We start from the raw sequence: 24,536 nt of genomic DNA on the forward strand, positions 1-24,536 counted from the left end.
CCTGTGGACGGACGCCTGTGGAAAACTCAGGCGGTCGGTCCGCCCGGCTGACGCGCCGCGACGCCCAGGTGCTCGCCGACCCGGTTGACCAGCAGCGTCATCTCGTACGCGACCTGGCCGACGTCGGCCTCCGCGTCACTGAGCACGGACAGACAGCTGCCCTCGCCCGCCGCCGTGACGAACAGCAGCGCCTCGTCGAACTCGACCATCGTCTGCCGGGCCCGGCCGGCCCGGAAGTGCCGGCCCGAGCCGCGCGCGAGGCTGTGCAGCCCGGAGGAGACCGCGGCCAGGTGTTCCGCGTCCTCCCGCGCGAGTTCGCTGCTCGCGCCCGTCACCAGGCCGTCGTTCGACAGCACCAGCGCGTGCCGTATGGGCCCGACCCGCCGGGTCAGATCGTCCAGGAGCCAGTCGAGCCCCTTGTCCAGCGCCATGCGGTGTCCTCCCCCTCTTCGGTGCGGTCCGCCGACCGGGCCCCGTGCCCGCGTGCGCCGTACGGACCGCGTGTCGCGGCAAGCCTTACGCACTGTCGTGGACAGGGCAAGCACCCCGATCGGCCCGGGTGTGCCGCCGTACGCCCGCGACGTGCCGATCCGGTCCGCCGGGCCGGCCCGTCCGGCGCCCGCGGGCGCCCGTTCAGCCGACCGTGTCGAGGAGTCGGGCGGTGTGCATCCGCCCCGCGTACTCGACGACGCGGATGAGGACCTCCTTGCCGGAGTCCCGGTCGCGCGCGTCGCAGAGCAGCACCGGCGTGCCCACGTCCAGGTCGAGGGCGCGGGACACGTCCTGCGCCCCGTAGGAACGGGCGCCCTCGAAGCAGTTGACGGCCACCACGAACGGGATCTTCCGGTGTTCGAAGTAGTCGACCGCCGGGAAGCAGTCCTCCAGTCGACGGGTGTCGGCGAGGACGACCGCGCCCAGGGCGCCCTGCGAGAGCTCGTCCCAGAGGAACCAGAAGCGGTCCTGTCCCGGGGTGCCGAAGAGGTACAGCGAGAGGCCCGCGCGGATCGTGATCCGGCCGAAGTCCATGGCCACGGTCGTGGTGGTCTTCCGGTCCACTCCCCCGGTGTCGTCGACGAGTTCACCGGCGCGGCTGAGGCGTTCCTCGGTGCGCAGGGGCCGGATCTCGCTGACCGACCCGACCAGGGTGGTCTTGCCGACGCCGAAGCCGCCGGCGACGAGGATCTTCAGGGCGAGAGCGTCGGCACCGCCGTCCGCGCCGGTGCTGTCAGAGCGCTCGTAGGCCATCGATCACTTCTCTCAGGATGCGTTCGTCGGGGAGCTGCGCGGGCGGTACGGGTCGGCTGACGCGTACGAAGCCCGATTCGAGGAGGTCGCCGAGGAGGACCCGGACGACGCCCACGGGGAGGTCGGCGTCGGCGGCGAGTTCGGCCACCGACTGGGTCTCGGCCCGGCACAGGGAGAGCAGGGCGCGGTGTTCCGGGCCGAGCAGGTCCTCCTCGGCCCGGCCCGGTGGGTCGTCGTCGACGACGACCAGGGCGATGAGGTCGAACCGGACGTTGCTGGGGCCGGGTCTGGTGCGTCCGCCGGTCATCGCGTACGGCCGGACGAGCGGGCCGGCGTCGGCGTCGTACCACTGGCTGGTCATGGGGAGGGTCTCCGGTCAGCCGGCGGCCGGTGGGGTCGCGGCGAGCCGCGGCGGGGTGTGCAGGTGCTCGCCGACACGCTTGACGAGCCGGGCCATCTCGTAGGCGATGAGGCCGATGTCGGCGCTGACGGAGCTGAGGACGGCCAGGCACGAGCCGTCGCCGGCGGCGGCGACGAAGAGGAAGCCGTCGTCCATCTCGACCATGGTCTGGCGGACTCCGCCGGTGTGGAACTGGCGTCCGGCGCCCTTGGCGAGGCTGTGGAAGCCGGAGGCGATGGCGGCGAGGTGCTCCGCGTCCTCCCGGCTGAGTCCGCTGGAGGCCCCGACCGGGAGGCCGTCGCTGGAGAGCACCACGGTGTGCCGGACCTCGCGGACCCGGGCGACGAGATCGTCGAGGAGCCAGTCGAGTTCGCCGGAGCGGTGGGGGGAGATCCTCTCGTGGTCGATCATGCGTCGTCTCCTTCGGGTCGGGTGGCCTGGGGCGGGTTGGGGCGGGCGCCGAAGTACGGGCCGAGGTCGGTACGCGCGCGTGCGTCGCGGCGGGGGTCGCGCGGGTCGTCCGGGGCGGCCTGCGGGGCCGTGGGCGGTGCCGGAGAGTTCGGTCCGGTGTCGCCGTACGGGCGCGTGCCCGGGGGCGTACCGGTGTCCGCACGGCTGTCCGTACCGGGGTGCGCGGCGCCCTCGGTCCGCGCGATGCCCACCGGGGCGCCCGTCGAGGGGGCGCCGCCACCGAGCGGGCGCCGGGCGCCCGGGGCGGGGCCGCCACCGCGCTGCCAGCCGTCGCGGTAGGCGGCCATCCGGTCGCGCACCCGCTCGGGCGTCCGCTCCGGCGCACCGGCGACGGCGGGCGCGGGCAGCGGTTCGGACGCGGGCGCCGCGCGCAGCTGCGGGACGAGGCTCGCCTGACGGATCCGGCGGGGCAGTCCGGCGTCACCGTCCGTGTCGTCGGGGCCGGGAACCGGGTCCTTGCCCGTCGCCGCTCCGGCCGTCGGCGGCGGTACGGCGGCGTGGCCACGGGGGCGCAGGGCGGTGACACCGGCCGGTACGGAGGCGGGGGCGGCGGCCGGGACGGTCGTGGGGGTGGTCGCGGGGGCCGCGCCGAGCGCGGGGACGGCCGTGGGACGCGGCAGGGCGCTCGGCGTCGACCGGGGCCGGGCCGGGGCCCGTTCGGGACCCGGCGGCGGGGTGGCGGAGGTCCGCGGCGCCGTCCCGGCCGCGGCCGGGCCGTGCCCGGCACCCGCGCCGCCGTCCGCGACCGGGGCCTGGGCGCCGCCACCCGCTCCGACGGTACGGGGGTCGGCCGGGGGACGCGCGAAGCGGCGGGCCTCCGCACGGTGGGCCTCAGCGCGCTCACGGGCGGCGCGTTCGTCGACCCGGGCCGCGGGGTCCTGCGGCGAGCCGGCACCGGGTTCGGCGCCGTGATCCTCCTCCAGGGCACCCTGGAGGAGGTCGGTGGGCAGGAGGACGACGGCAGTGGTGCCGCCGTACGGGGACGGCCTCAGGTGCACCTTGATCGCGTGCCGGGCGGAGAGCCTGCTGACGACGAAGAGGCCGAGGCGGTCGCTGTCGAAGAGGTCGAGCGCCTCGGAGCGGTCGATGCGGGCGTTGGCCTCGGCGAGGCTCTCCTTGCCCATGCCGAGTCCACGGTCCTCGATCTCCAGGGCGTAGCCGTTCCCGACGGGCTCGCCGCTGACCCGGACCTTGGTGTGGGGTGGGGAGAACTGTGCCGCGTTCTCGATGAGTTCGGCGAGGAGGTGGGTGAGGTCGGCGACGGCGACGCCCGCGACGGCGGTCTCGGGGAGCCGGCGCACCTCCACGCGCGCGTAGTCCTCGATCTCGGAGACGGCGGCGCGGACGACGTTGGTCAGCGGGACCGGCATCCGCCAGGCGCGGCCGGGCGCGGCGCCGGAGAGGATGATCAGGCTCTCGGCGTGGCGCCGCATCCGGGTCGTGAGGTGGTCGAGCCGGAAGAGGTCGCCGAGCTCGCCGGGGTCGTCGGCGCGGCGCTCCATGCTGTCCAGGAGGTTGAGCTGGCGGTGGACGAGGACCTGGCTGCGGCGGGCGAGGTTGACGAAGACGCCGGAGATGCCGCTGGCCAGTTCGGCGCGCTCGACGGCGGCGGCGAGCGCGGCCCGGTGGACGGTGGTGAGTGCTTCGCCGACCTGGCCGATCTCGTCCTGGGGCGCGGGTCCCGACGGGGCCTCGGCCCGGACGTCGATCTCCTCTCCGGCGCGCAGCCGTCCCATGGCGGCGGGAAGTTTGCGGCGGGCGATGCCGAGGGCGGTGTTGCGGAGGCTGACGAGCTCGACGACGAGCCCTCGGCCGATGCGCACCGAGATGACGAGGGAGGCGGCGACGGCGACCAGCCCGAGGACGACGGCCGCGCCCGCAGGGCTCAGGATGCCTCCGGCGAAGGGATCGGTGGACTCGGCGGCGGCCGCCCGCGCGTCGTCCTCGACGGCGGTGAGCCCGGCGCGTACGGCGGCGAGGGCGGCGTCCCATTCGGCGGAGGGCACGGCCTGGGCGGCGGGCCGGCCGTCGGCGGCGCGGGCGACCCGTTCCTCGGCGCCGGTGAGCCGGGCGTGGTCGGGGCCGGCGGCCAGCCGGGACCAGGCGGTCCGGCCGGCCGGGGGCAGGTCGGCGGTGGCCGAGGCGAGGAGGGTCCGCCGGGTCTCGGCCGCGCCGGCGAAGGCGCGCTGGTGGTCGGCGGTCAGCCGGCCGGTGAGGTGGGCGGAGGCGAGGAGGGCGTCCTCGCGGGCGAGCATCTCGCCGGCGCGGGCCAGTTCGAGGAGCACGCGCGCGTGGGAGCCCTGTCCGGTGTCCTGGATGCCGGTGAGGGCGCCGCCGACGGCGAAGCCCGCCGAGACGGCGGCGGTGTACGCGTCGTACACCCGGTCCCGGTCGCCGCGGCCTTCGACGGCGCCGGCCCGGAGCCGGGCGAGGCCCTGCGCCTCGCCGACGAAGGCGCCGACGCGGTCGGCGACGTCGGCGGGCAGGTCTCCGGAGTCGCCGACGGTGTGACCGCCGCCGAGCCGCAGCCGGGCCACGGCCTCGTCGGTGCGGCGGATCCGGTCCTTGAGCTCGGCGGCCCGGCCCGCGCCGGGCGCGGCGAGCTGCCGTACGGCGGCCCGGCGTTCGTCCTGGAGCGCGGCGACGGCGGCGGTCACGGGCTGCCGGATGTCGGCGTCGACGCGCTGGAGCTGACGGAGCCGGGCCATGTCCTGCGCGGTCGTGACGGTGGCGAAGCCCCAGAGGGCGAGGAGCGAGACGACCGGGACCATGAGCAGCGAGACGATCTTCGCGCGCACGGTCCGGGGCCGCAGCCCCCGGCGGCGGGGCCCCGTGCCGGACGAGGCGGGCGCGGGCTCGGGAAGGGGCGCAGGACCGGGTGCGGCGCCGGCTCTGTCCTCCTCCCCGGCCGGAGCGGCGGAGTCCGACGGCTCCGTCCCGGCTCCCGCCGCGGCGGTCCGCGGTTCCGCTTCATCGGCGGGCGGCCCGGCGTGCGCGCGCCGCCCGCGTGCGGTCGCCGGCGGCGCGGGCGCCGCGGCGTCCTGGTTCTTGCGGGGAGTACGCATGGGCTCCTCGTTCCGGCAGTTCTACAGCTGGGGCGGTGGGGGGCGAGAAAGGCGGCGGGTGCACGCGCGCGTGCAGGGGTCCAGGGGGCTTTCGGGGGCGGGCTTGCGGGGGCCGGGCTTGCCGGGGGGCGGGCTTGCGAACAGGCGTCAGGGCGCGGGCGACCGCAGGGGGTCGCGCCCGGCGTGGAAGCCCGAGGGGGCCACGTCGACCGCTCGCTCGTCCGGCTCGGTGAGGCGTTCGGCGGATGCGTACGCGGCGCGTTCCCTGGCGGTCGGGGAGAGGGCGACGAACGCGGAGGTGATGAAGAGGTACGAGCCGAGGCCGACGGCGAGCGGGAAGATGAACTGCATGACGGTGGCACCGGGGAGGTCCGCGGAGGAGGGGGCGACCTCGACGCGCACCGCGAACATCCCCGTGTAGTGCATGCTGCTGACGGCCGCTCCCATGACGAGCGAGGCGAGCGCGACCGCGATCGGGGCGTGGATGTTGAGCGCCGCCCAGAGCGCCGCGGTGGCGGCGACGACCGCGATGACGACCGAGAGGGCGACGAGCACGGGGTCGTAGTGGACGGTGCCATGGAGACGGAGGGCGGCCATGCCCATGTAGTGCATGCTGGCCACGCCGATCCCGGTGGTCAGTCCGCCGATCAGAAGCGATCGGACCCGGTCGCGTCCATAGCCGACGGCGAACACGCCGACCCCCACCACGCCCATCGCGATGACGAGGCTGAGGATGGTGAGCGGCACGTCGTAGCGGATGTCGGTGCCGGTGACGCCGAAGCCGAGCATGGCCACGAAGTGCATGGTCCAGATTCCGGTGCCGATCGCGGAGGCGGCGGTGAGCAGCCAGTTCCGCCGCGAACGGCCGGTCGCGTCGAGCGCGCGTACGGTGCAGCGCAGCCCGAGGGCGGCGCCGATGCAGGCCATCGCGTACGACAGCACAGGTGTCAGCCAGCCGAAGGCGGCGTGGTCCAGGTGTCCCATGACTCGGGGACGCTAGTGCGCATCGAGGGGCGCATCGGGGGCGCATTTCGAAAGCTGTTGGAATATGACGGAGAGAACTTCCAGTTCGATCGGACATCGTTCGAACATTCACACAGAACGTTCACACTCACGGGTAGGCGATCATGAGTCCATGAGCGATGACCCCACAGATGTCCGAGCGTTTTTCGCCATCCGCGCCGCCGACTGGGACCGCCGCTTCCCCGACGACGGGCCCGCCTACGCCGCCGCCGTGGCGGACCTGCGACTGCGCCCCGGGGACGCCGTACTCGACGCGGGCTGCGGCACCGGCCGCGCGCTGCCCCCGCTGCGTGCCGCCGTCGGCCCGTCGGGCACCGTGCTCGGCGCCGACCTCACCCCGGAGATGCTCGCCGAGGCCGTACGGAGCGGGCGACGCGGCCCCGAGGGCGCCTCCGCCCTGCTCCTCGCCGACGTCGGCCGACTGCCCCTGCGGGACGGCGCGCTCGACGCGGTCTTCGGCGCGGGCCTCGTCTCCCACCTCGCCGATCCCGTCGCCGGCCTGCGTGAACTCGCCCGCGTGGTACGGCCCGGAGGGCGGCTCGCGCTCTTCCACCCCATCGGCCGCGCCGCCCTCGCCGCCCGCCACGGCCGTCGGATCACCCCGGACGACCTGCGCGCCGAACCCCGACTGCGCCCCGTCCTCGCGGAGGCCGGCTGGCGGCTCGACGCGTACGTGGACGAGGACGCCCGCTACCTCGCGTCGGCGGTACGGGAGGGGTGATGCCTGGCTCCGGGATCTCGGATCCGGACCTCTGGAGGTTGGATCCAAATCCCCGGATCATGGATCCAACCTCCAGGATCCTGGATCCAGACGCCTGATTTTGGATCTTGAATCTTGGATCCAGGCGACTGGATTTTGGATCCATATTCCCGGATCCAAGCGCCCGAATAGTGGATCAAGGACGAGACCTCCGTCCGCTTCGAAGAGGCCGGCCACACCCTGGCGGCGGTCTTCACCCGCGCCGCCGGCCGCCCCGACGCGGAAGCAGGGGCACGGCGCCGACTCCGGGTCCTCCGCGCGCGCCAGCCCGGACGAGATCCAGGCCCGGACAAGCCCTCAACGCCCCCTTCTGTCCCGGCACTTCACTGTCTACCGTGGAAGTGGCGGGCAGTCGTGCCCGGGGAAAGGCGGTCGGCCGTGGCACGGATAGCGGAACGCATGCGCAAGCTCCTCCCCTCCGCCCGACGCGCGGCCGGAAGCGGGGCCACCGCTCCCCCGGTCCGCTCCGGACGCCAGGGCCACAACCTCTTCGAGGCGGCGGCGGTGTACGTGGCCGCCTGCGCCGAGGACGACCAGGAGCGGATGGACGAGGCCGCGACCTGGGTCTCCCCGGGGCAGCTCAGCTTCGGCGTCAACGAGCTGGCCGGCCGCGCCCTGCTCACCCTCGCCCGGGAGCGCAACCAGACCCCTGAGACCGTGGCCCGCGCACTGCTCGGGATCAAGGGGCGCTGAGTCTCACACTCCGGAGGCCCTCGACGCACGGATTACTCGGTAGTAGGGTGCGCCGACGATCCGATGGCGAGCGAGCGAGGGAACCTGTGGTGGAGGCTACGGAACCGGCGGAGGGCGACGACGCGCTGTACGTGCTGACCGCGTGTCTGCTCACGCCCGCGCGCTTCCCCAGCGTGCTCGGCGACGACTATCCGGCGGCCTGCGCGGCCCTCGGGCTCGAACCGTACGAGCAGGGGTACGGGCTCGTCTTCGGCCAGGACGGGCTCGGCGCGCGCTGGACGGTCGTCATCGACGACGTCTCGCTGGTCGCCGTGGCCATCGCCTCCTGGGACTGCGGGATGGCGTACGACCTCTCCCCCGACGAGGAGTCGGTCGTCGCCGGGCTGCCCGGCTGGCCGCTGCCCGTCGCGACGCAGGCCCCCGGCATCCCGGACCCGCACGACCCCGAGCCGGAGGAGGGCGACCCCGCCCCGCTGGCGCCGCCCGCCGAGGACGCGTGGACCCCCGCCCACCGGCGGCTCGGCGCCGACGAGGTGGCGCTGCACTGGAACGCGTGGCGGGAGCAGATCGCCCCGCGGCCCGCCGCGGCACCGGCGGAAGAGCCGCCCGCCGCCGCGGCGGAGCCGACGGCCGCGTCCTCCGACAGCGCCGCGCCCGATCCGTACGCCGGTGTCCGCCGGGCCATGGACGAGCTGCACGGCTATCTGGAGGCGCCGCCGCCGGTGGGCCGGGTGCGGTCCGACGCGACCGGCGAGAGCGCGCGGACGCTCCGCGTCGACGGCCCCGGCTGGTCGCTGGTGGCCCGCACCGACGACATGGCCTTCTTCCTCCTCGACGAGCTTCCCCACGAGGTCCTCCCGGTGGCCCCGGGCCCCCGACTACCCGCGCTGCTCGAAGGGCTCGACGCCATCGCCGTACGCCCTTCCTAGGACCGGACGAGAACCGGACGAGGACCGGACGAGGACCGGACGAGGACCGGGCGAGGGGGCAGGGCGTCAGACGCGCTCCAGCGGACGGTGCGGCTCCGCCGGCAGTTCGACGCGGATCGGGTCGCCGGGGCGCACCTCGCCGCCGGTCAGGACGATGCCCATGATCCCGGCCTTGCGGACGAGCTCGCCGTCGGCGTCGCGGCCGACGACCTGCTTGAGCAGGCCGTGGCGGAAGCCGTCGATCTGGGCGCAGGGGTTGCGCAGGCCGGTGATCTCGACGACGGCCTCCGCGCCGAGGTGGAGGCGGGCGCCGGTGGGCAGGGCGAGGAGATCGAGGCCGCGGGTCGTGACGTTCTCGCCGAGGTCGCCGGGGGCCACCTCGAAGCCGGCCGCTGCGACCTCGTCGAAGAGTTCGGCGTGGATGAGGTGGACCTGGCGGAGGTTCGGCTGGGTCGGGTCCTGGGCGACGCGCGAGCGGTGCTTGACCGTGACGCCGGCGTGGACGTCGCCGTCGACGCCGAGCCCGGCGAGGAGCGTGATGCTCTCGCGGTTGGGCTTGGTGAAGGAGTAGGTGCCGTTGCTGCTGACCGTGGTGACGGTGCCTTCGTCCATGTGCGGACCCCCCTGGTGCGCGGTACTGGCCGGAATCGTGTTCGACCCTACTCCGGACGGTGCGCGTGCTCCTCGCGGAGGGTGGCACCGACGTCGTGGAGGTGGCCGAGGGCCTGCCGGTAGGAGTCGACGAAGCCGGTCTCGGTGTACGGGATGCCCAGGTCCCGGCAGTGGGCGCGGACGGCGGGCTGGGCGAGGCGCAGGTGGGGGCGGGGCATCGACGGGAAGAGGTGGTGCTCGACCTGGTAGTTGAGGCCGCCGAGGAACCAGTCGGTGAGGGCGCCGCCCCGGATGTTGCGGGAGGTGAGGACCTGGCGGCGCAGGTGGCCCCAGCTGTCGCCGTCCTCGTGCTCGTCGGGCCGCTCCATGCCCTTGTGGTTGGGGGCGAAGGCGAGGCCGAGGTGGACGCCGAAGAGCATCTGGTGGACGAGTGCGAAGACCAGGGCCTGGGCGGGCGTGAGGGCGGTGAGGAGCAGGGCCGCGAATCCGGTGAAGTGGAGGACGAGCAGGGCGGCTTCGGTGAGGCGCGCGCGGCGCGTGCGGTACGGGCCGTCCTTCGCGAGCAGGGCCTGGACGCCGTACAGCTTGAGGGCGAGGCCCTCCAGGGTGGTCAGCGGGAAGAAGAGCAGGGCCTGGTGGCGGGTGAGGAAGCCGCGCAGGCCGGTGCGGCCGGCGGTCTGGTGCTCGGCGAAGACGAGGACGTCGGCGGCGACGTCGGGGTCCTTGTCGAGGTGGTTGGGGTGGGCGTGGTGGCGGTTGTGCTTGTCGTTCCACCACTCGCGGCTCATGCCGAGGAGGAGGTTGGCGTGGACGAGCTGGATGACGCGGCCGGCCCGGCGGTCGGCGGTGATCTGGGCGTGGCCGGCGTCGTGGGCGAGGAAGGCGGCGCGGGCGGAGAGCAGCGCGAGGGGCACGGCGAGCAGGACGGACCACCAGGCGGGGCCGGTGAGGAGGAGGGTGACGGCGACGGCGACGAAGCCGAGGAGGGTGAGGGCGATGTCCCGGGCGTACCAGCCGGGCCGGTGTTCGAGCAGTCCCTGGCTCCGCACCAGGCGAAGGAGCGGAGAGAACTCGCTGCCGGCGGTCCGGTTCCGTGCGGCGGGCGGCGCCGGGGCGGGTGCGAGGGCGGTGGCCTGGGACATGGGAGGGCTCCGACTTCTGTGAGGTGGGCTGTCGCCGTCCGCGCCGGGGGCCGGTGACAGGTCTTCACCGTAGGAATCCGTGACGGGCCGGAGCCATGGCGTCACCACCCGTCCGCGGGCGGGGGCGGACCGGGGGCCGGGGGTGGGGTGTTCCCCACCCCCGGGCCGAGACACGGGCCCCGTCCCCGCCGAAGCTCGGGTTCCCGAGACGGCCGAGGCGCGGGTTCCCGCTGCCGCCGAGGCACGAGTTCCGGCTCCCGCCGAGGCACAGGCCCCACCCGGCCGAGGCACGGGCCCCTACCTCCCGAGGTGCGGGTTCCCGCTCCCGCCGAGGCACGGGATCCGACGCCGACCAAGGCGGTGCGCATGTGTCGGGTGTCACGCACGGATGTGCACGGTCGGGGGCTCGGGTGGGGTAGGGTCGGCCGCTCCGTCTCGCAGGTAGTCATATGTGGGGAATGTGTTGACGTCGTCGTTCCGCTCCTCCGGCCCCGGTTCCGAATCCTCCGTCCCGCCCGTCCCGCCCGTCCCGGCGCCCGATGCCACCGCTCCGGCCGCCGTCTTCCTCCCCGCCGACCCGCCCAGGGCCGGCCGGATCGCGCTCTGGTCGCCGGACGGAGAGCCGCTGTCCGCGCCGCCGGGGGCGGTCGAGGACGTACTCACGGTGGTGGACGGAGCGGACCTGCGGCCCGTGTCCGTCCCGGCGGCGCTGCTGCCGGTACGGGACGCGCTGCCGTTCCTCGCCGCCGCCCGGCTCGCGGGCGGGGCGGACCCGGCGGCCGCGTTCTGGGGCGGCGCGGCGCTCCTCGCCCTGGACCTCGTCGCGCGCGGCCTGCTGCTGCCCGGGGTGACGGCGGACGGTCACGACGCCTGGCGGGCCGGGCCGTTGGGGCCGGAGGAGCTGGACCGGCTGCGTACGCTCGCCGCGTCGATGCCGCCCACCGCGCACGCCGTCCCGCTGGCACCGGCGGAGGACACGGAGGAGGCGGAGGACTGGCTGCTGCCCGAGCCGGAGGAGCTGCTGCGGGCCTTCCTCGACGCGGTCGCCGACGCCCTCCCCCGTACCCCGGCCGCCGCGCTCGCCGCCGGCGGCCCCGCGTTCGCGGCCGAGGAGGCCCGGTCCGTGCCCGAACAGCGGGCGTGGGCCGCCGATCTGGCGGCCGGTCACGACGCGGGCGTACGGCTGTCGCTCCGCCTCGAACTGGTCGGCGGCGACGCGGCCGGGGCGGCGGCGCCGGGCTTCCGCGCGGTGCTCCAGCTGCACTCCGCCGCCGATCCCGCGGTGGTCGTGGACGCGGCCGACGCGTGGTCGGGCACCGGACCCGCGGCGGCGGCGCTGGGTCCGCGCGCCCGGATGGACGCGCTGCTCGCGCTGCGGCGGGCCGCACGCGCCTGGCCCGCGCTCACCCCGCTGCTGACGGCCGCCGTGCCCGACTCGATGGAACTGGCCGACGACGAGCTCGTGGAGCTGCTCGGCCCGGCGTCCCGGGCGCTGGCCGCGACCGGCCTGCGGGTGCACTGGCCACGGGATCTGACGGACCGGCTGACCGCGCGCGCGGAGATCGGGCCGGTGGACGCGGCGCCGGGAACCGGCGCCGCGCCCGGCCCCTTGACCGACCTCGCGACCGGTCCCGCGACCGGCCCCGCGACCGGTCCCGCGACCGGCGCCCCGTACGGCGAGGGAGACAGCGACAGCGACGGCGGAAGCGGTGGCGGGGGCGGGGGCGGCCTGCCGTCGTTCCTCTCCGCCGACGCGCTGCTCGCCTTCAACTGGCGCTTCTCCCTGGGCGACCGGGAGCTGACCCGTGCGGAGCTCGACCGGCTCGCCGAGGCCGGGCGGCCGCTGGTGCGGCTGCGTGACCGGTGGGTGCTGGTCGATCCGGCGGAGGTGCGCCGCGCCAGGGAGCGGCAGGACCGCAAGGTGACGCCGGTCGACGCGCTCGCCGCCGTGCTCACCGGCACGACCGAGGTCGACGGCCATCGGTTCGAGGTGGTCGCGAGCGAGGCCCTGGAACGGCTGCGCGAGCGGCTCGCCGACCCCGAGGGCGGGGCCCGCGAGGTGGCGCAGCCGGCCGCGCTCGCCGCCACCTTGCGCGACTACCAGCTGCGCGGCCTGAACTGGCTGCACCGGATGACCTCGCTCGGCCTCGGCGGCTGTCTCGCCGACGACATGGGGCTCGGCAAGACCATCACCGTCATCGCGCTCCATCTGCACCGGCAGGGCGAGCCCGCCACCGCGGGGCCCACGCTCGTCGTCTGCCCGACCTCGCTGATGGGCAACTGGCAGCGGGAGTACGAGCGGTTCGCCCCCGGCACGCGCGTGCGCCGCTTCCACGGCGCAGGCCGCGACCTGGACGGGCTCGGTGCCGGGGACGTCGTCCTCACCACGTACGGCACCATGCGGCTCGACGCCGAGCGGCTCGCCGCCCGGACGTGGGGGCTGCTGGTGGCGGACGAGGCCCAGCACGTGAAGAATCCTTACTCCGCCACCGCCCGCCGACTGCGCACGATCGGTGCACGCGCGCGTGTGGCGCTGTCGGGCACTCCGGTGGAGAACAACCTCTCCGAGCTGTGGGCGATCCTCGACTGGACGACGCCCGGGCTGCTCGGCGGGCTCGGTGCCTTCCGGCGCCGGTACGCGGCCGCCGTCGAGGGCGGCGGCGACCCGGCCGCCGCCGAGCGGCTCGGCGCGCTCGTCCGCCCGTTCCTGCTGCGCCGCCGCAAGTCCGACCCGGGCATCGCGCCGGAGCTGCCGCCGAAGACCGAGACCGACCGGGCCGTCTCCCTGACGCCGGAACAGGCCGGTCTGTACGAGGCGGTGGTGCGCGAGAACCTGCTGGCGATCTCGGCGGCCGACGGGATGGCCCGGCGCGGTCTCGTGGTGAAGCTGCTGACCTCGCTCAAGCAGATCTGCAACCACCCGGCCCAGTACCTGAAGGAGGAGCGGCCCCGGATCGCCGGCCGTTCGGGGAAGCTCGAACTGCTCGACGAGCTGCTCGACACGATCCTCTCCGAGGGGGCGAGCACCCTGGTCTTCACCCAGTACGTGGGGATGGCCAGGATCCTGGAGGCGCATCTGGCGGCGCGCGGGGTGCGGACGCAGTTCCTGCACGGCGGCACCCCGGTGGCGGAGCGGGAGGCGATGGTCGAGCGGTTCCAGGAGGGCGAGGTGCCGGTCTTCCTGCTGTCGCTGAAGGCGGCCGGGACGGGGCTCAACCTCACCCGGGCCGAGCACGTGGTGCACTACGACCGCTGGTGGAACCCGGCGGTGGAGGCGCAGGCCACCGACCGGGCGTACCGGATCGGGCAGACGCGTCCGGTGCAGGTGCACCGGCTCGTCGCGGAGGGGACGGTCGAGGACCGGATCGCGGCGCTGCTCGAACGCAAGCGCGCGCTGGCCGACGCGGTGCTCGGCGCGTCCGGGGACACGCCTGCGGAGCTGACCGAGCTGACCGACGCGGAACTGGCGGAACTGGTCTCCCTGCGCGGGGACGACGTCGCGAACGGGGACGGACGATGAGCGGATACGGGACGACGGACGGGTTCGGGCCGGCGGACGGCCACGGGTACGGGACGGCGGGCCGGGGGTCCGAGGAGCTCACCTTCGCGGCGGCGCCGCCGGTGCGCGGCGGGGCCTTCACCCGCACCTGGTGGGGCCGGGCGTGGCTCCAGGCACTGGAGGACACGGCGCTCGACGGCCGGCAGGTGAAGGAGGGCCGGAGGCACGCGCGGGCGGGGGCCGTCGGCGCCGTGTCGGTGCGGCCCGGGCGGATCACCGCCGTGGTGCAGGACCCCGACGGCACGGCGTACCGCAGCGACGTGCTGGTGCGCACCCTGACCGACGAGGAGTGGGACCGGCTGCTCGACCTCGCCGTCGACAGCGCCGGGCACATCGCCGCGCTCCTCGACCACGAGATGCCGCCGCACCTGGTGGAGGACGCGGCGGGGGTCGGCGTCGACCTGCTGCCGGGCATCGGGGACCTGGAGCCGGAGTGCGGCTGCGAGGCGTGGGACCACTGCCCGCACACCGCGGCGCTCTGCCATCAGGTGGCGCGGATCCTGGACGAGGACCCCTTCGCGCTGCTGCTCCTGCGGGGGCGGGGGCAGCAGGCGGTCGTGGACGCGCTCCAGGTCCGCAGCGCCGCCCGTGCGGGCGGCGGGACGTCGGCGGGCGCGCCGGAGGACGGGGAGAGCGCGGCCGGGGACGGCGGCGGGCCGCGGGGCGTGTCGGCGGCGGAGGCGTACGCGCTGCGGGACATCCTGCCGCCGCTGCCCGCGGTGCCGGTGCCGGACGCGGCGCCCGGGGAGCCGCCGGCCCTGGACACGGAGACGGACCCGGAGCCGGGGGTGGAGCCCGCCGCCCTGGAGTTCCTGGCCGCGGACACCGCGGCCCGCGCCCACCGGCTGCTGACCCAGCTGCTCGCGGGCCGGCCGGCCGTCCCGGCCGGTTCGGCGGGGGGCCTGTCGGTCGCCGAGGACGCGGTGCGGCTCGCGGCCGGCGGGCCGCCGGCGTGGGTCGCGGGGCGCCTCGCCTCGGGCACCGGGCGTTCCCGCGCGGAGCTCGACGTGGCCACGCGCGCGTGGCGGTGGGGCGGGGCCGCGGCCCTCGCCGTGCTGGAGGAGTCGTGGACGCCGGACGAGGAGGCCCTGGCCCTGGCGGAGGCCCGGCTGGCCGAGGCGTGGGAGGACGGCGACGCTCCCGAGCTGAGCCGGTCCGGGGCGCGGTGGACGGCGGCGGGCGCGGGGGCACAGCTGCGGCTCGGCGAGGACGGCCGCTGGTGGCCGTACCGCCGGGCGGGTGGCGCATGGGTTCCGGTGGGTCCGGCGGACCGGGATCCGGCGGCGGCGCTCACGGCGGCGACGGTCGAGGGCGAACGGGACGACGAGCCGGAGGGCGCGAACTCCGGCTCGCGCGGCCTTTCGGAATGACCGGTAAAACCCTCGCAGCCTGATCACTTGTTGTCATTTTCGATACGTATTCCTGCCCTCTTATAGGGCCAGTTTGATTGATAGAACCCTTCCTTCCATCGAGGTCACACGCCAATCGCGAACTGACTATGCTCCGCAGATGTGTTGCGCCGCGCTCACAGCGAGTCATGAACGCTGGGAGCGGGCGCCGACGGAGCACGGCCGCGAGGGGATGTTTCGAGCACCTGTGCGTGATCGATCGCATGTCCGCTCTTTTTCCTGACGGTACGTCGCCCCACTTCAGTCCTTTCCCATTTCCGGACGTCGAGGGAAACCGTTGATGGTACGCGCAGGTTCAACTTCCAGAGCCAGGCCGGGTGCGATGGCTCCGGTGTGGCTCGTCCCGCCGGGGGTGCTGGCCGCCCTCTTCGCCATAGGGCTGCTCTTCGCGCCTGCGCAGATACGGACACCGGTCGCCTGGTACGGCTTCGCCGCGGTCTCCCTCACGCTCGGCAGCACCGCCCTGACCGTGCGCCTGGCCCGGGCGGCCGAGGAGGCCCGGCACACCGGGGCGCTCCGGGCGGCCCGGCAGGCCCACGCCGAGAGCGAGGCCGCGCTGCTCGCGCGCCTCGCCGACCAGCGGACGGCCACGGTGTGGATGGCCGACGAGCTGCTCCCCGCGGCCGTCGCCCGGCTCCAGAAGGGCGACTCCACCTCGGAGATCGTGAACTCGGTGCGCCTCGGCGAGCACCTCGACGACGGTTTCACCCAGGCGCTCAAGGGCGCGCTGAGGACCCTGCTGCTCGCCGTCGAGGCCGAGGAGAACACCCGGGACTCCTCCCAGCGCGCCCTCGTGGCCGTGGCCCGCCGCGTCCAGGCGATCGTGCACCAGCTCGCCAAGGACCTCCGTGAGATGCAGATGGTCCACGGCACCGACCTCGTCCTCGCCCGCGGCCTGCAGGACGTCGACCACCGCAACGCCCTGATCGGCCGTCTCGCCGCCAGCATCGCCGTCCTCGGCGACGCCCGCCCGGGACGCCAGTGGTCGAAGCCCATCCCCCTCTACGACGTGCTGCGCGGCGCCATGTCACGCATCGTCGACTACCCCCGGGTCAAGCTCCAGTCGGTCACCGAGGCCGCGATCATCGGCCCCGGCGCCGAACCCCTGATCCACCTGCTCGCCGAACTCCTCGACAACGCGACGACGTTCTCGCCCCCGCACTCCCCCGTGGAGGTGAGCGCCGTCGAGGTGCCCTCGGGCATCGCGATCGAGATCGAGGACCGGGGCGTCGGCCTCACCGAGGAGGTCCGCCAGCGCATCAACCGTGTGATGACGGACTCGGCCTCGGGCCTCTTCCTCGCCGGTCTGGGCGAGGTGACCCAGCTCGGACTGCCGGTGGTGAGCCGACTGGCCCGCGAGTACGGCTGCGACGTCGACCTGCGCCCCTCCGCCTACGGAGGCGTACGGGCCGTGATCCTCGTACCCCGGCGCCTGATCACCACGGTGGAGAAGCCCGTCGTGAGAACCCCTGAGCCCGCACGGAAACGCGCGACCGGGCCCATCCGGCCCCTGCCGTCGCGCGGCGGCGCCGCGGTGCCGCCGCCGGCCGCCGAGCCGCTGCCCGTGCCGCCGCCCACCCCCATGCTCCCCACCTCCTTCGACGAGGGCGCGGCGCCCTACATCGACGGGACGACCCTCAACGGTCTGCCCCGCCGCCGCCGCGACTCCCCCGTCCCGACGCCGGTCCTCCGCACCGGCCCCGAGCCCGCCCCCGCCCCCACCTCCGCGCGCCAGCCGGGGCTGATGTGGGAGGCCTTCAACGGCACCAAGCGCTCGGACCCCGCATCCCCCACTCCGCACAGCCAGCCGTCTGATGAGGTCGAATAACATGCAGCCACTGCCCAACATCGACTGGATGCTCACCGAGCTCGTGGGCGGCGTTCCGCACGTGCGACACGTGGTCGTCCTCTCCGCGGACGGTCTCAGCATCGGCCAGGCCAACACCGCTCCCGACACCGCCGACGCGATCGCCGCCGCCTGCTCCGGCATCCAGAGCCTCGCCCGGGCGATCGCGAAGATGTTCCCGCACGGGAACGGCACCACCCACATGGTCGGGATCGAGGCCGACGGCGGCTACTTCTCCCTGATGGCGGCCGGCCCCGGCGCGTACCTCGCCGTCCTCGCCGACGCGGAGGTCGACGCGGGGCTCCTCGGCGACCGCATGCGGACGCTCGTCACCAGGATCGGCCGACACATGACCAGTCCGCCGCGTGAAGACGTCCGGCAGGCGATGTGACCTCGGACAATCCGAAGCCCTGGGAGGAGGGCACCCCCGTACCGCTGTACGTCATCACCGGCGGCGAGGGGTCCTCGGCCAAGACCTTCGACCTGGTCACGCTGATCGCGACGAGGTCCTCGCCGGACCCCTCGATGCAGCCCGAACAGGCATCCATCCTCACCATGTGCGAGTACCCGCTGTCGGTGGCCGAGGTGTCGGCCTACCTCAGCCTTCCGTTCAGCGTCGTCACCGTGCTGCTGTCCCAGCTCGTCGACGACCAGCGCGTCGAGGCGATTGCACCCGTCCCCGTCGCGGCCTTCCCCGACCGGGGTCTTCTGGAGGCGGTGATCCATGGACTACGCAGACTCTGACACGCTCAGGGCACCAGGGCGGCGCGAGACCGACCTGTTCCTTCCGCACGGCGCCCGGGGCGTCAAGGTCGTGGTCGTCGGCGGCTTCGGCGTCGGCAAGACCACGATGGTCGGAGCGGTGAGCGACATCCCGCCGCTCACCACCGAGGAACGCATGACGCAGGCCGGTGTCGGGATCGACCACAACCCCGGCGTCACCGGCAAGAACACCACGACGGTCGCGATGGACTTCGGCCGCATCAGCATCAACGAGGAACTGATCCTCTATCTGTTCGGCACCCCGGGGCAGGAGCGCTTCTGGTTCCTGTGGAACGGCATCTTCGAGGGCGCGCTCGGCGCCGTGGTCCTCGTCGACACCCGCAGGATCGAGGTCTGCTTCGAGATCATCACGCGTCTGGAGGACCGCCGCGTCCCCTTCGTGGTGGCCGTCAACACCTTCCCCGAGGCCCCCCAGTACCCGCTACCCGAACTGCGCACGGCGCTGGCCCTCAGCGACTCCGTCCCCCTGGTCACCTGTGACGCCCGCGACCGGGCGTCCTGCCGGGACGCCCTCCTCTCGCTGATGGTCTACCTGTGCACCCTCGCCGCCCAGGAGACCGCATGACCCTCCCCGCCCACGATCACACGACACCGGCCGCGGGGCTCGTCCCGCCGCCCGGCTGCCCGGCCCACGTGGCCACCGGACCCGGCGGAGCGACCCGGCTCTACGGCCCCGCCGCCGAGACCGACCCCATGGGCCTGTACGAGGAACTGCGCGCCGCCCACGGTCCGGTGGCGCCCGTCCTCCTCGACGGCGACGTCCGCGCCTGGCTCGTCCTCGGCTACAACGAGAACCGTGACGTGGCGACCCGCGCCACCCAGTACTCCCGCGACCCGAGGGTCTGGCACGGCTGGAGCACCGGGGAGATCGACCCCGCCACCTCCCCGCTGATGCCGATGATCGGCTGGCGCCCCGACTGCGTCTGCGCGGACGGCGAGGAGCACCAGCGGCTGCGCAGCGCGGTCACCGCCTCGCTCGACCAGTTCGACCACCGGGGCATCCGGCGCCGCATCAACCGCTTCGCCCACGAACTGATCGACACCTTCTGCGAGGACGGCGAGGCGGAGCTGGTCGACCGCTTCACCGAGCACCTGCCGATGCTCACCCTCATCCACCTGCTCGGCATGTCCGACGAGGCGGCGCCGAAGCTGGTGCAGGCCGCGCGCGACCTCTTCAAGGCGACCGAGACCTCGCTCGCGAGCAACGCCTTCGTGGTCGCGAGCCTGGAGGAGCTCGTCCGGGAGAAGCGCCGGAGCCCGGGGATGGACATCGCCTCCGCGCTGATGTCGCACCCGGCGGGGCTCACCGACGAGGAGGTCGTGCACCACCTGCGGCTGATCCTGCTGGCCGGCTACGAGACCACCGCCAACCTGATGTCGAACGTGCTGCGCATGGTGGTCACCGATCCGCGGTTCCGCGGCTCGCTGGCCGGCGGTCAGATGACACTGCCCGAGGCCGTCGAGCAGGTCCTGTGGGACGAACCGCCGCTGATGGTCTGCCCGTCCCGCTACGCCAACGGGGACACCACGCTCGGCGGGCAGCGGATCATGGCCGGCGACATGCTGCTGCTCGGCCTGGCCGCCGGGAACATGGACCAGGTGGTACGCCCCGATCCTGCGGCGCCCGTGCACCACAACCGCGCGCACCTCTCCTTCAGCGCGGGCAGCCACGAGTGCCCCGGGCAGGACGTCGGCCGCATCATCGCCGACACCGGCATCGACATCCTGCTCACCCGGCTGCCCGACATCGCCCTGTCGATCCCGGAGGAGGAGCTCGGCTGGCGCTCGTCCACCTGGGCGCGGCACCTGACGGCGCTTCCGGTCTCCTTCGCGCCGCGGGCGCCGCGGGGCATGCAGGACGAGGAGCCGCTGCCGGCGGCCCCGGCACCGCACACCGCCGAGGTCCCCGGTCCCACGACGGCACCGGAGGCGGCGACCGCCACCGCGGCCGCGACGGCGGCCGAGGCCGGGCCGTCCGGTCCCGAGCCGGCCGTGCGGCCCGGGGCTTCGTCGTCCTGGTGGGACAGGCTGCTGCGGCTGGTGCGACTGCGGTAGTTCCGTCATGGCTCGGCGTCGTGGCCGAGCCCGACGGTGGAGGGGGGTGTGGCCGCGTGCCGGCCGGACCCCCTTCCGCACCACTCGGCGGAGGAGGCGGCGGGCAGCCGCTGTTCCGGGACGGCCGGGTCGGTGGGGACGTACCGGGGGGCACCGGTGTACCAGGCGTGGAGGCCGGAGAGGAAGCTGCACGCCCCGCCGAGCCAGGTGTCGAGGGCGGCCTGTTCCTCGGGGGTCAGGCCGGCCCTGCGGGCGAGCAGCGGCACGTCCTCCTCGCGGAGCTGCTCGAAGTCGCGCATGCGGGAGTTGACGAGGTGGACGGAGGCCGGGACGGCCTCACGGAGGGGGATCCCCAGGGAGGTGCCGAGGACGACGACGAGGTTGTTCACGTCGTGTTCCTCGTGGACCTCCCGCTCATAGGAGGCGATGTCGTTCGCCAGGCCCATGACGTCCATGAACGCGGCGACGAGTCCGCGGACGGTCCGGTGGCGTCGGATCCGTTCCGGTATTCGGGCGCCCGTGGCGAGCTCGACCGAGTAGGGCGCGGTGTGGGCGGCGAAGCTCTCGCGGCGGAAGGGGGCGTAGTCGATGAGGTGGGGGACGCGCCCGGTGCGGCTGTTGGCGAGCTCCTCGACGCCCGCGTCGACGTAGCGGGCGAGGGCCCTGCTGAACTCCTGCCGCCAGTGCGCGAGTCGGGGCGGGAAGAGGTGCCGCTGGAGGTCGGCGATGCCGCGCTCGACGGCGTTGACGGGCTCGGGGAAGCGGGCGCCCTCCTCGGTGCGGAGGAAGGCGTGGAGCCGGACGGTGAAGTCGTGGGCGCCCTGCAGGTCGCTGGTCCGCTTGAAGGAGTGGGCGAAGTAGTCGTCCCAGGCGAGCGCCCAGATGTTGAAGCGGTGGTTGAGCCGGAGGGCGGCGGGCGAGGCGTCGGGCAGGGTCCAGGCGGTGAGCAGGTCCACCGTCATGGCGCGGAACTGGGCCGGGGTCCAGATCGGCCGGACGTCGGCGCGTCCTTCGCCGGTGTCCAGCATGCCCATCTCGCGGGCCCAGGTCTCGCTCTCGGCCCGCAGGCCCGGAAGGTGCGGATTGACTCTGAGCGGATGAGGCATCCACAACTCGGGGATCTCGACGGCATGCAGGGGCATGGTCGCTCCACCTCCTTCAGTCCTCGGAATCCGTCTGTATCTTGCCGCTGTCACTGACGCCCGACAATTCCCGCCACGCGACGCTGCAAACCTGCCCGCCCGAACCGGCCCACAACCCCCGGACCGGACGGGTCCGGATCACGGTAACCCTGGCGTCTTGCTGGGCAGTTGTGTTCTCCTGAAGTCTCGGGGCCCTGTACGGAACGCTGCCGCGCGGTCTTCGACGGCCCTGACGACCATGGCCAGTTCCGGCTTGCCAGGAGGCCCCGAAGCAAGGTCAGTTGACGCCGCGCGGGCGGAACTGGACGCTGATGCGGGGCCCTACGGCCCGGCCGGTCTTCGGCACCGCGTGATCCCAGGTGCGCTGACAGGAGCCGCCCATCACGACGAGGTCGCCGTGGCCGAGCGGGAGGCGGAGGGCGACGGGACCGCCGCCACGCGGGCGGAGCACGAGGTCGCGCGGATCGCCGAGCGAGAGGATCGCGACGATCGTGTCGTGGGCGGCGGAGCGGCCGGTCCGGTCGCCGTGCCAGGCGACGCTGTCCCGCCCGTCCCGGTAGAGGCAGAGCCCGGCGGTGGCGAACCCCTCGCCGAGCTCGGCGGCATAGTGCGCGCCGAGGGCGTCGCGGGCCTCGGTCAGCGCGGGGTGCGGAAGGGGCTCGCCCTCGCGGTAGTGCGCGAGGAGGCGCGGTACGGCGACGACGCCGTCGTACATCCTCCGGTGCTCGGCCCGCCAGGGCACCCGCCGCGCCAGCTCCTCGAACAGCGTGTCGGCCCCCTGGAACCATCCGGGCAGGTGGTCCACCCAGGCCCCGCCGGCCAGCGGCGTCCGCCGCAGCCCGTCCAGGGCCCCGGGTCCGGGCTCGTCCCCCTGGTCGAACAGGGAGCCCTGGAGGCCGGGGAGGTCCGGTGGCACGGTGGTCATGGATCCAGGATACCCCTACAGTCGAACATATGAGCGAGTACCTTCGCGGGGAGGACCGGGGATGGGCCGGGACGGGCCGGGGTGGTCCGGGGTGGTCCGGGGAAGACGAGGCGGGCCGGGAAGAGGAAAAAAGCCGGGGATGATGGGGGAATGATGACGCTCGCCGAGATGGACGCGCTGGCCGAACGCGCGCATGCCGGACAGGTCGACAAGATCGGCGTCCCTTACGTGGCACACGTACGGGCCGTCGCCGCCGGGCTCGCGCCGCTCGGGACCGAGCTGGCCATGGCGGGGCTGCTCCACGATGTCGTCGAGGACACGGAGTGGACGGCGGAGGGGCTCCGGGAGGCCGGGGTGCCCGAGCGGGTGGTGCGGGTCGTCCTGGCGGTCAGCAACGAGCCCGGCTGCCCGTACGAGGAGAAGATCCGGCGCATCGCCCGGGACCCCGACGCGACCCTGGTGAAGATCGCCGACAACGCCCACAACAGCCGCGCGGACCGGGCGGCGGCACTCGCGCCGGAGCAGCGCGCTCGGCTCGCCGCCAAGTACCGGGCGGCGCGGCGGGTCCTGTGGGCCGCCGCGGACCCGGAGCGGGTCGCGACGATCCTGCGGATCGTCAACCCCGACCTGCTGCCGGAGTTGACGGGGCCGTAGGGCTCACCGGCGCTCAGAGGGCCGGCGGTCCCGCCTCGGCGCGCCGGAGCACGGGGGCGAGCCGGTCCAGGTCGGGGCCGCCCTGGACCATCCGCTCGTCCCACCAGGTGGCGCCGGCGTCCCTCAGCGGCCCGACGACGTCGCGGGCCCGGGCGGGGTCCGCGGGCGTGGCCCCGCCGAGCACGAACTCGAACGGGCCCTCCGCTCCGGTCTCCGCCCGCCGCGCGCGGACATAGCCGACCAGCTCGCGCACCTCGGCCACGTCCGGGACGTGGCCGTGCCGGGCGGTCTCGAAGAGGGGCACGGCGCCGTCCCAGCGGGCCGCGCGGCGCATCGGGGCGCGGCGCGGCCAGAAGCCGCCGATCCAGACCGGCGGCGCGGGCCGCTGGACGGGGGTGGGCAGCAGCACCACGTCCCGGACCTCGTAGTGGGCCCCGTGATGGTCGACCGGCTCGCCGGTCCAGTAGCGGCGGAGCAGGTCGAGGCCTTCGTCGAGGCGTCCGGCGAGTGCGCGAGGCGCGGCGTCGTCGCCGAAGGCGCGGTACTCGTCGTCGACGGGGCCGCCCAGACCGGCGGCGAAGACGACGCGGCCCCCGCTCAGCCGGTCCAGCGTCGCCACCTGGCGGGCGAGCCGCTCCGGCCGGTAGCGGGGCACCGGGGTCAGCAGGCTGCCCAGGCGTATCCGCGAGGTCGCGAGCGCGGCCGCCGTCAGCAGCATCCAGGGGTCGCCGAACGGGCGCCCCTGGTGCCGCCGGTGCAGGACGTGGTCCCAGACGAAGAGTCCGTCCCAGCCCGCCTGCTCGGCGGCCACCGCGACGGTCGCGACGTTGCGGGGGTCCGCGAAGTCGCCGAAGTTCGGGATGTTGAGGGAGTAGCGCATCCGGGCAGGATCGTCCGGCCCGGAGGCGCGGGCAACGGATTTCGGGGCCGGTCAGGCGCGGCAGCGCAGGAGTTCGAGCGGCGGGTGGGCGAGGAGGTCGGCCCAGAAGTCCTCGCCGTAGGCCTCGTACCCCTCCGCGGAGATCGTCATCGGCACCCACTCCACCTCGGTGAAACCGGCCTTGGCCAGGGCGTCCTCGTAGACCTCGCGGCGCGGGGCGGAGCCCACGATGGTGATGGGGTGCGGGTCGAGGAGGGCGGTGACGCGGACGCGCGGGCCCGTCTCGATCTCCTCGCCGGTCGGTTCGCAGCGGAAGCCGTACGTCTCCAGGGAGGCGCAGTCGAAGGCGTAGTCGGGCTTCTGCGCGAAGACGTAGAGCCGGCCGCCGGGGACGAGGCCGCGGTGGATGTTGGCGCACATCCGCTCCAGCTCGGCGATGGACCCGGCGTAGTTGAGGCACTGCACGGCGAGCGCGAGGTCGAACGGCTCGGCCGGCGGGGCCAGTTCGGCGACGTCGCCGACCTCGTAGCGCAGGCCGAGGGGGTCGCGGGCCTCGATGGAGCGGGCGGCGGCGATCATCTCCGAGGAGATGTCGACGCCGAGGACGTCGGAGGCGCCGCGCCGCTTGAGTTCACGGCTGTAGAAGCCCGTGCCGCAGGCGAGGTCGAGGACGGACTTCCCGGTGACGTCCCCGACCAGTTCCAGGACGCTGGGCACTTCTCCGTAGCGGGTGATGGGCAGGGCCTTGAAGCCCTCGAACGCCTCGCCGATCCCGTCGTACTGCTGCACCGTCATCGTGCTTCCCCCTCGTGGTCGTCGGGTGGTGGTTCCGTCGGGCACCGAGTCTGCGCCGCCCGCGCCCGCCCGCCGTACTGTCGGATGCCACGAGAAGCCGGGCGGCGCACGCTCGTATCACCCAAGGAAACGTCCTGATCAGGGAGTT

The 24,536-nt window shown here is 74.4% G+C and carries 23 protein-coding genes; 11 read left to right on the forward strand and 12 right to left on the reverse strand.

Annotated elements, in window-relative coordinates:
- Positions 1-26: 26 nt before the first annotated feature.
- The 6 genes from AB0E19_RS02500 to AB0E19_RS02525 form a co-directional block, all read right to left on the reverse strand.
- A complete protein-coding gene (locus AB0E19_RS02500; RefSeq protein WP_360608726.1) occupies positions 27-431 on the reverse strand; it encodes a roadblock/LC7 domain-containing protein in 405 nt (134 codons plus the stop codon).
- Between the two features lie 202 nt (positions 432-633).
- A complete protein-coding gene (locus tag AB0E19_RS02505; protein ID WP_362171908.1) occupies positions 634-1,245 on the reverse strand; it encodes an ATP/GTP-binding protein in 612 nt (203 codons plus the stop codon).
- Positions 1,226-1,606: a DUF742 domain-containing protein gene (locus AB0E19_RS02510; protein WP_362171911.1), complete on the reverse strand. Its 381-nt coding sequence runs from the start codon at positions 1,604-1,606 to the stop codon at positions 1,226-1,228. The genes AB0E19_RS02505 and AB0E19_RS02510 overlap by 20 nt, the downstream gene beginning before the upstream one ends.
- Before the next feature lie 15 nt (positions 1,607-1,621).
- A complete protein-coding gene (locus AB0E19_RS02515; protein ID WP_362171914.1) occupies positions 1,622-2,056 on the reverse strand; it encodes a roadblock/LC7 domain-containing protein in 435 nt (144 codons plus the stop codon).
- The gene (locus AB0E19_RS02520) at positions 2,053-5,181 is read right to left on the reverse strand and encodes a nitrate- and nitrite sensing domain-containing protein (RefSeq protein ID WP_362171916.1); all 3,129 of its coding nucleotides are present in this window, start codon (positions 5,179-5,181) and stop codon (positions 2,053-2,055) included. Before AB0E19_RS02520 ends, AB0E19_RS02515 begins: the two co-directional genes overlap by 4 nt.
- Before the next feature lie 147 nt (positions 5,182-5,328).
- Entirely contained in the window at positions 5,329-6,165 is an 837-nt protein-coding gene (locus tag AB0E19_RS02525; protein WP_362171919.1) for an MHYT domain-containing protein, read from the reverse strand.
- Between the two features lie 151 nt (positions 6,166-6,316).
- Here AB0E19_RS02525 and AB0E19_RS02530 point away from each other — a divergent pair, with 151 nt between their 5' ends.
- The 3 genes from AB0E19_RS02530 to AB0E19_RS02540 all read left to right on the forward strand — a co-directional run bounded on the left by AB0E19_RS02530 (position 6,317) and on the right by AB0E19_RS02540 (position 8,586).
- Positions 6,317-6,925: a methyltransferase domain-containing protein gene (locus tag AB0E19_RS02530; RefSeq protein WP_362171922.1), complete on the forward strand. Its 609-nt coding sequence runs from the start codon at positions 6,317-6,319 to the stop codon at positions 6,923-6,925.
- A 438-nt stretch (positions 6,926-7,363) separates the two neighbouring features.
- Positions 7,364-7,657 (forward strand): hypothetical protein, encoded by a 294-nt coding sequence (locus tag AB0E19_RS02535; protein ID WP_362171925.1) that lies wholly within the window; start codon positions 7,364-7,366, stop codon positions 7,655-7,657.
- An 89-nt stretch (positions 7,658-7,746) separates the two neighbouring features.
- Complete coding sequence (locus AB0E19_RS02540) at positions 7,747-8,586, forward strand: hypothetical protein (protein WP_362171928.1); 840 nt, start codon at positions 7,747-7,749, stop codon at positions 8,584-8,586.
- A 66-nt stretch (positions 8,587-8,652) separates the two neighbouring features.
- Here the strand turns inward: AB0E19_RS02540 and AB0E19_RS02545 are convergent, their stop codons facing one another.
- Positions 8,653-9,198 carry an MOSC domain-containing protein gene (locus AB0E19_RS02545; RefSeq protein WP_362171931.1) on the reverse strand — a complete coding sequence of 182 codons (546 nt, stop codon included), beginning with the start codon at positions 9,196-9,198 and terminating at the stop codon, positions 8,653-8,655.
- Between the two features lie 47 nt (positions 9,199-9,245).
- The gene (locus AB0E19_RS02550) at positions 9,246-10,340 is read right to left on the reverse strand and encodes an acyl-CoA desaturase (protein ID WP_362171935.1); all 1,095 of its coding nucleotides are present in this window, start codon (positions 10,338-10,340) and stop codon (positions 9,246-9,248) included.
- Positions 10,341-10,800: 460 nt separating this feature from the next.
- Here AB0E19_RS02550 and AB0E19_RS02555 point away from each other — a divergent pair, with 460 nt between their 5' ends.
- From AB0E19_RS02555 to AB0E19_RS02585, 7 genes are all read left to right on the forward strand, one after another.
- Positions 10,801-13,860, forward strand: coding sequence for a DEAD/DEAH box helicase (locus tag AB0E19_RS02555; RefSeq protein ID WP_362171938.1), 3,060 nt, complete (start codon positions 10,801-10,803; stop codon positions 13,858-13,860).
- Positions 13,857-15,269, forward strand: a complete 1,413-nt coding sequence (locus tag AB0E19_RS02560) for an SWF or SNF family helicase (RefSeq protein ID WP_362171941.1) — start codon at positions 13,857-13,859, stop codon at positions 15,267-15,269. The genes AB0E19_RS02555 and AB0E19_RS02560 overlap by 4 nt, the downstream gene beginning before the upstream one ends.
- A gap of 361 nt (positions 15,270-15,630) precedes the next feature.
- The gene (locus AB0E19_RS02565; RefSeq protein ID WP_362171944.1) at positions 15,631-17,136 is read left to right on the forward strand and encodes an ATP-binding protein; all 1,506 of its coding nucleotides are present in this window, start codon (positions 15,631-15,633) and stop codon (positions 17,134-17,136) included.
- 1 nt (position 17,137) lies between these two features.
- On the forward strand, positions 17,138-17,545 hold the full coding sequence (locus tag AB0E19_RS02570) for a roadblock/LC7 domain-containing protein (protein WP_360608699.1): 408 nt from the start codon (positions 17,138-17,140) through the stop codon (positions 17,543-17,545).
- Positions 17,542-17,898, forward strand: coding sequence for a DUF742 domain-containing protein (locus tag AB0E19_RS02575; RefSeq protein WP_362171947.1), 357 nt, complete (start codon positions 17,542-17,544; stop codon positions 17,896-17,898). Before AB0E19_RS02570 ends, AB0E19_RS02575 begins: the two co-directional genes overlap by 4 nt.
- Positions 17,879-18,502: an ATP/GTP-binding protein gene (locus AB0E19_RS02580; protein ID WP_360608695.1), complete on the forward strand. Its 624-nt coding sequence runs from the start codon at positions 17,879-17,881 to the stop codon at positions 18,500-18,502. The genes AB0E19_RS02575 and AB0E19_RS02580 overlap by 20 nt, the downstream gene beginning before the upstream one ends.
- Positions 18,499-19,992: a cytochrome P450 gene (locus AB0E19_RS02585; RefSeq protein WP_362171950.1), complete on the forward strand. Its 1,494-nt coding sequence runs from the start codon at positions 18,499-18,501 to the stop codon at positions 19,990-19,992. The genes AB0E19_RS02580 and AB0E19_RS02585 overlap by 4 nt, the downstream gene beginning before the upstream one ends.
- A gap of 5 nt (positions 19,993-19,997) precedes the next feature.
- Here AB0E19_RS02585 and AB0E19_RS02590 read toward each other — a convergent pair whose 3' ends face one another.
- The gene (locus tag AB0E19_RS02590) at positions 19,998-21,134 is read right to left on the reverse strand and encodes a hypothetical protein (RefSeq protein WP_362171953.1); all 1,137 of its coding nucleotides are present in this window, start codon (positions 21,132-21,134) and stop codon (positions 19,998-20,000) included.
- A gap of 277 nt (positions 21,135-21,411) precedes the next feature.
- Complete coding sequence (locus AB0E19_RS02595) at positions 21,412-22,059, reverse strand: alpha-ketoglutarate-dependent dioxygenase AlkB (RefSeq protein ID WP_362171956.1); 648 nt, start codon at positions 22,057-22,059, stop codon at positions 21,412-21,414.
- Positions 22,060-22,209: 150 nt separating this feature from the next.
- On the opposite strand from AB0E19_RS02595, the gene AB0E19_RS02600 reads away from it, so the two are divergent.
- On the forward strand, positions 22,210-22,713 hold the full coding sequence (locus tag AB0E19_RS02600) for an HD domain-containing protein (RefSeq protein WP_362171959.1): 504 nt from the start codon (positions 22,210-22,212) through the stop codon (positions 22,711-22,713).
- A gap of 13 nt (positions 22,714-22,726) precedes the next feature.
- Here AB0E19_RS02600 and AB0E19_RS02605 read toward each other — a convergent pair whose 3' ends face one another.
- Positions 22,727-23,593, reverse strand: coding sequence for an LLM class flavin-dependent oxidoreductase (locus AB0E19_RS02605; protein WP_362171962.1), 867 nt, complete (start codon positions 23,591-23,593; stop codon positions 22,727-22,729).
- A 51-nt stretch (positions 23,594-23,644) separates the two neighbouring features.
- On the reverse strand, positions 23,645-24,388 hold the full coding sequence (locus AB0E19_RS02610; RefSeq protein WP_362171964.1) for a class I SAM-dependent methyltransferase: 744 nt from the start codon (positions 24,386-24,388) through the stop codon (positions 23,645-23,647).
- Positions 24,389-24,536: the final 148 nt, after the last annotated feature.

The organism is Streptomyces sp. NPDC047974, assembly GCF_040653375.1.
In the GTDB taxonomy this organism is placed as follows: domain Bacteria; phylum Actinomycetota; class Actinomycetes; order Streptomycetales; family Streptomycetaceae; genus Streptomyces.

Bases quoted from the DNA above. Each gene is read 5' to 3' on its own strand.
- AB0E19_RS02500 (WP_360608726.1), bottom strand. From the start codon at position 431: ATGGCGCTGGACAAGGGGCTCGACTGGCTCCTGGACGATCTGACCCGG.
- AB0E19_RS02505 (WP_362171908.1), bottom strand. From the start codon at position 1,245: ATGGCCTACGAGCGCTCTGACAGCACCGGCGCGGACGGCGGTGCCGAC.
- AB0E19_RS02510 (WP_362171911.1), bottom strand. From the start codon at position 1,606: ATGACCAGCCAGTGGTACGACGCCGACGCCGGCCCGCTCGTCCGGCCG.
- AB0E19_RS02515 (WP_362171914.1), bottom strand. From the start codon at position 2,056: ATGATCGACCACGAGAGGATCTCCCCCCACCGCTCCGGCGAACTCGAC.
- AB0E19_RS02520 (WP_362171916.1), bottom strand. From the start codon at position 5,181: ATGCGTACTCCCCGCAAGAACCAGGACGCCGCGGCGCCCGCGCCGCCG.
- AB0E19_RS02525 (WP_362171919.1), bottom strand. From the start codon at position 6,165: ATGGGACACCTGGACCACGCCGCCTTCGGCTGGCTGACACCTGTGCTG.
- AB0E19_RS02530 (WP_362171922.1), top strand. From the start codon at position 6,317: ATGAGCGATGACCCCACAGATGTCCGAGCGTTTTTCGCCATCCGCGCC.
- AB0E19_RS02535 (WP_362171925.1), top strand. From the start codon at position 7,364: ATGCGCAAGCTCCTCCCCTCCGCCCGACGCGCGGCCGGAAGCGGGGCC.
- AB0E19_RS02545 (WP_362171931.1), bottom strand. From the start codon at position 9,198: ATGGACGAAGGCACCGTCACCACGGTCAGCAGCAACGGCACCTACTCC.
- AB0E19_RS02550 (WP_362171935.1), bottom strand. From the start codon at position 10,340: ATGTCCCAGGCCACCGCCCTCGCACCCGCCCCGGCGCCGCCCGCCGCA.
- AB0E19_RS02560 (WP_362171941.1), top strand. From the start codon at position 13,857: ATGAGCGGATACGGGACGACGGACGGGTTCGGGCCGGCGGACGGCCAC.
- AB0E19_RS02565 (WP_362171944.1), top strand. From the start codon at position 15,631: ATGGCTCCGGTGTGGCTCGTCCCGCCGGGGGTGCTGGCCGCCCTCTTC.
- AB0E19_RS02570 (WP_360608699.1), top strand. From the start codon at position 17,138: ATGCAGCCACTGCCCAACATCGACTGGATGCTCACCGAGCTCGTGGGC.
- AB0E19_RS02580 (WP_360608695.1), top strand. From the start codon at position 17,879: ATGGACTACGCAGACTCTGACACGCTCAGGGCACCAGGGCGGCGCGAG.
- AB0E19_RS02585 (WP_362171950.1), top strand. From the start codon at position 18,499: ATGACCCTCCCCGCCCACGATCACACGACACCGGCCGCGGGGCTCGTC.
- AB0E19_RS02590 (WP_362171953.1), bottom strand. From the start codon at position 21,134: ATGCCCCTGCATGCCGTCGAGATCCCCGAGTTGTGGATGCCTCATCCG.
- AB0E19_RS02595 (WP_362171956.1), bottom strand. From the start codon at position 22,059: ATGACCACCGTGCCACCGGACCTCCCCGGCCTCCAGGGCTCCCTGTTC.
- AB0E19_RS02600 (WP_362171959.1), top strand. From the start codon at position 22,210: ATGATGACGCTCGCCGAGATGGACGCGCTGGCCGAACGCGCGCATGCC.
- AB0E19_RS02605 (WP_362171962.1), bottom strand. From the start codon at position 23,593: ATGCGCTACTCCCTCAACATCCCGAACTTCGGCGACTTCGCGGACCCC.
- AB0E19_RS02610 (WP_362171964.1), bottom strand. From the start codon at position 24,388: ATGACGGTGCAGCAGTACGACGGGATCGGCGAGGCGTTCGAGGGCTTC.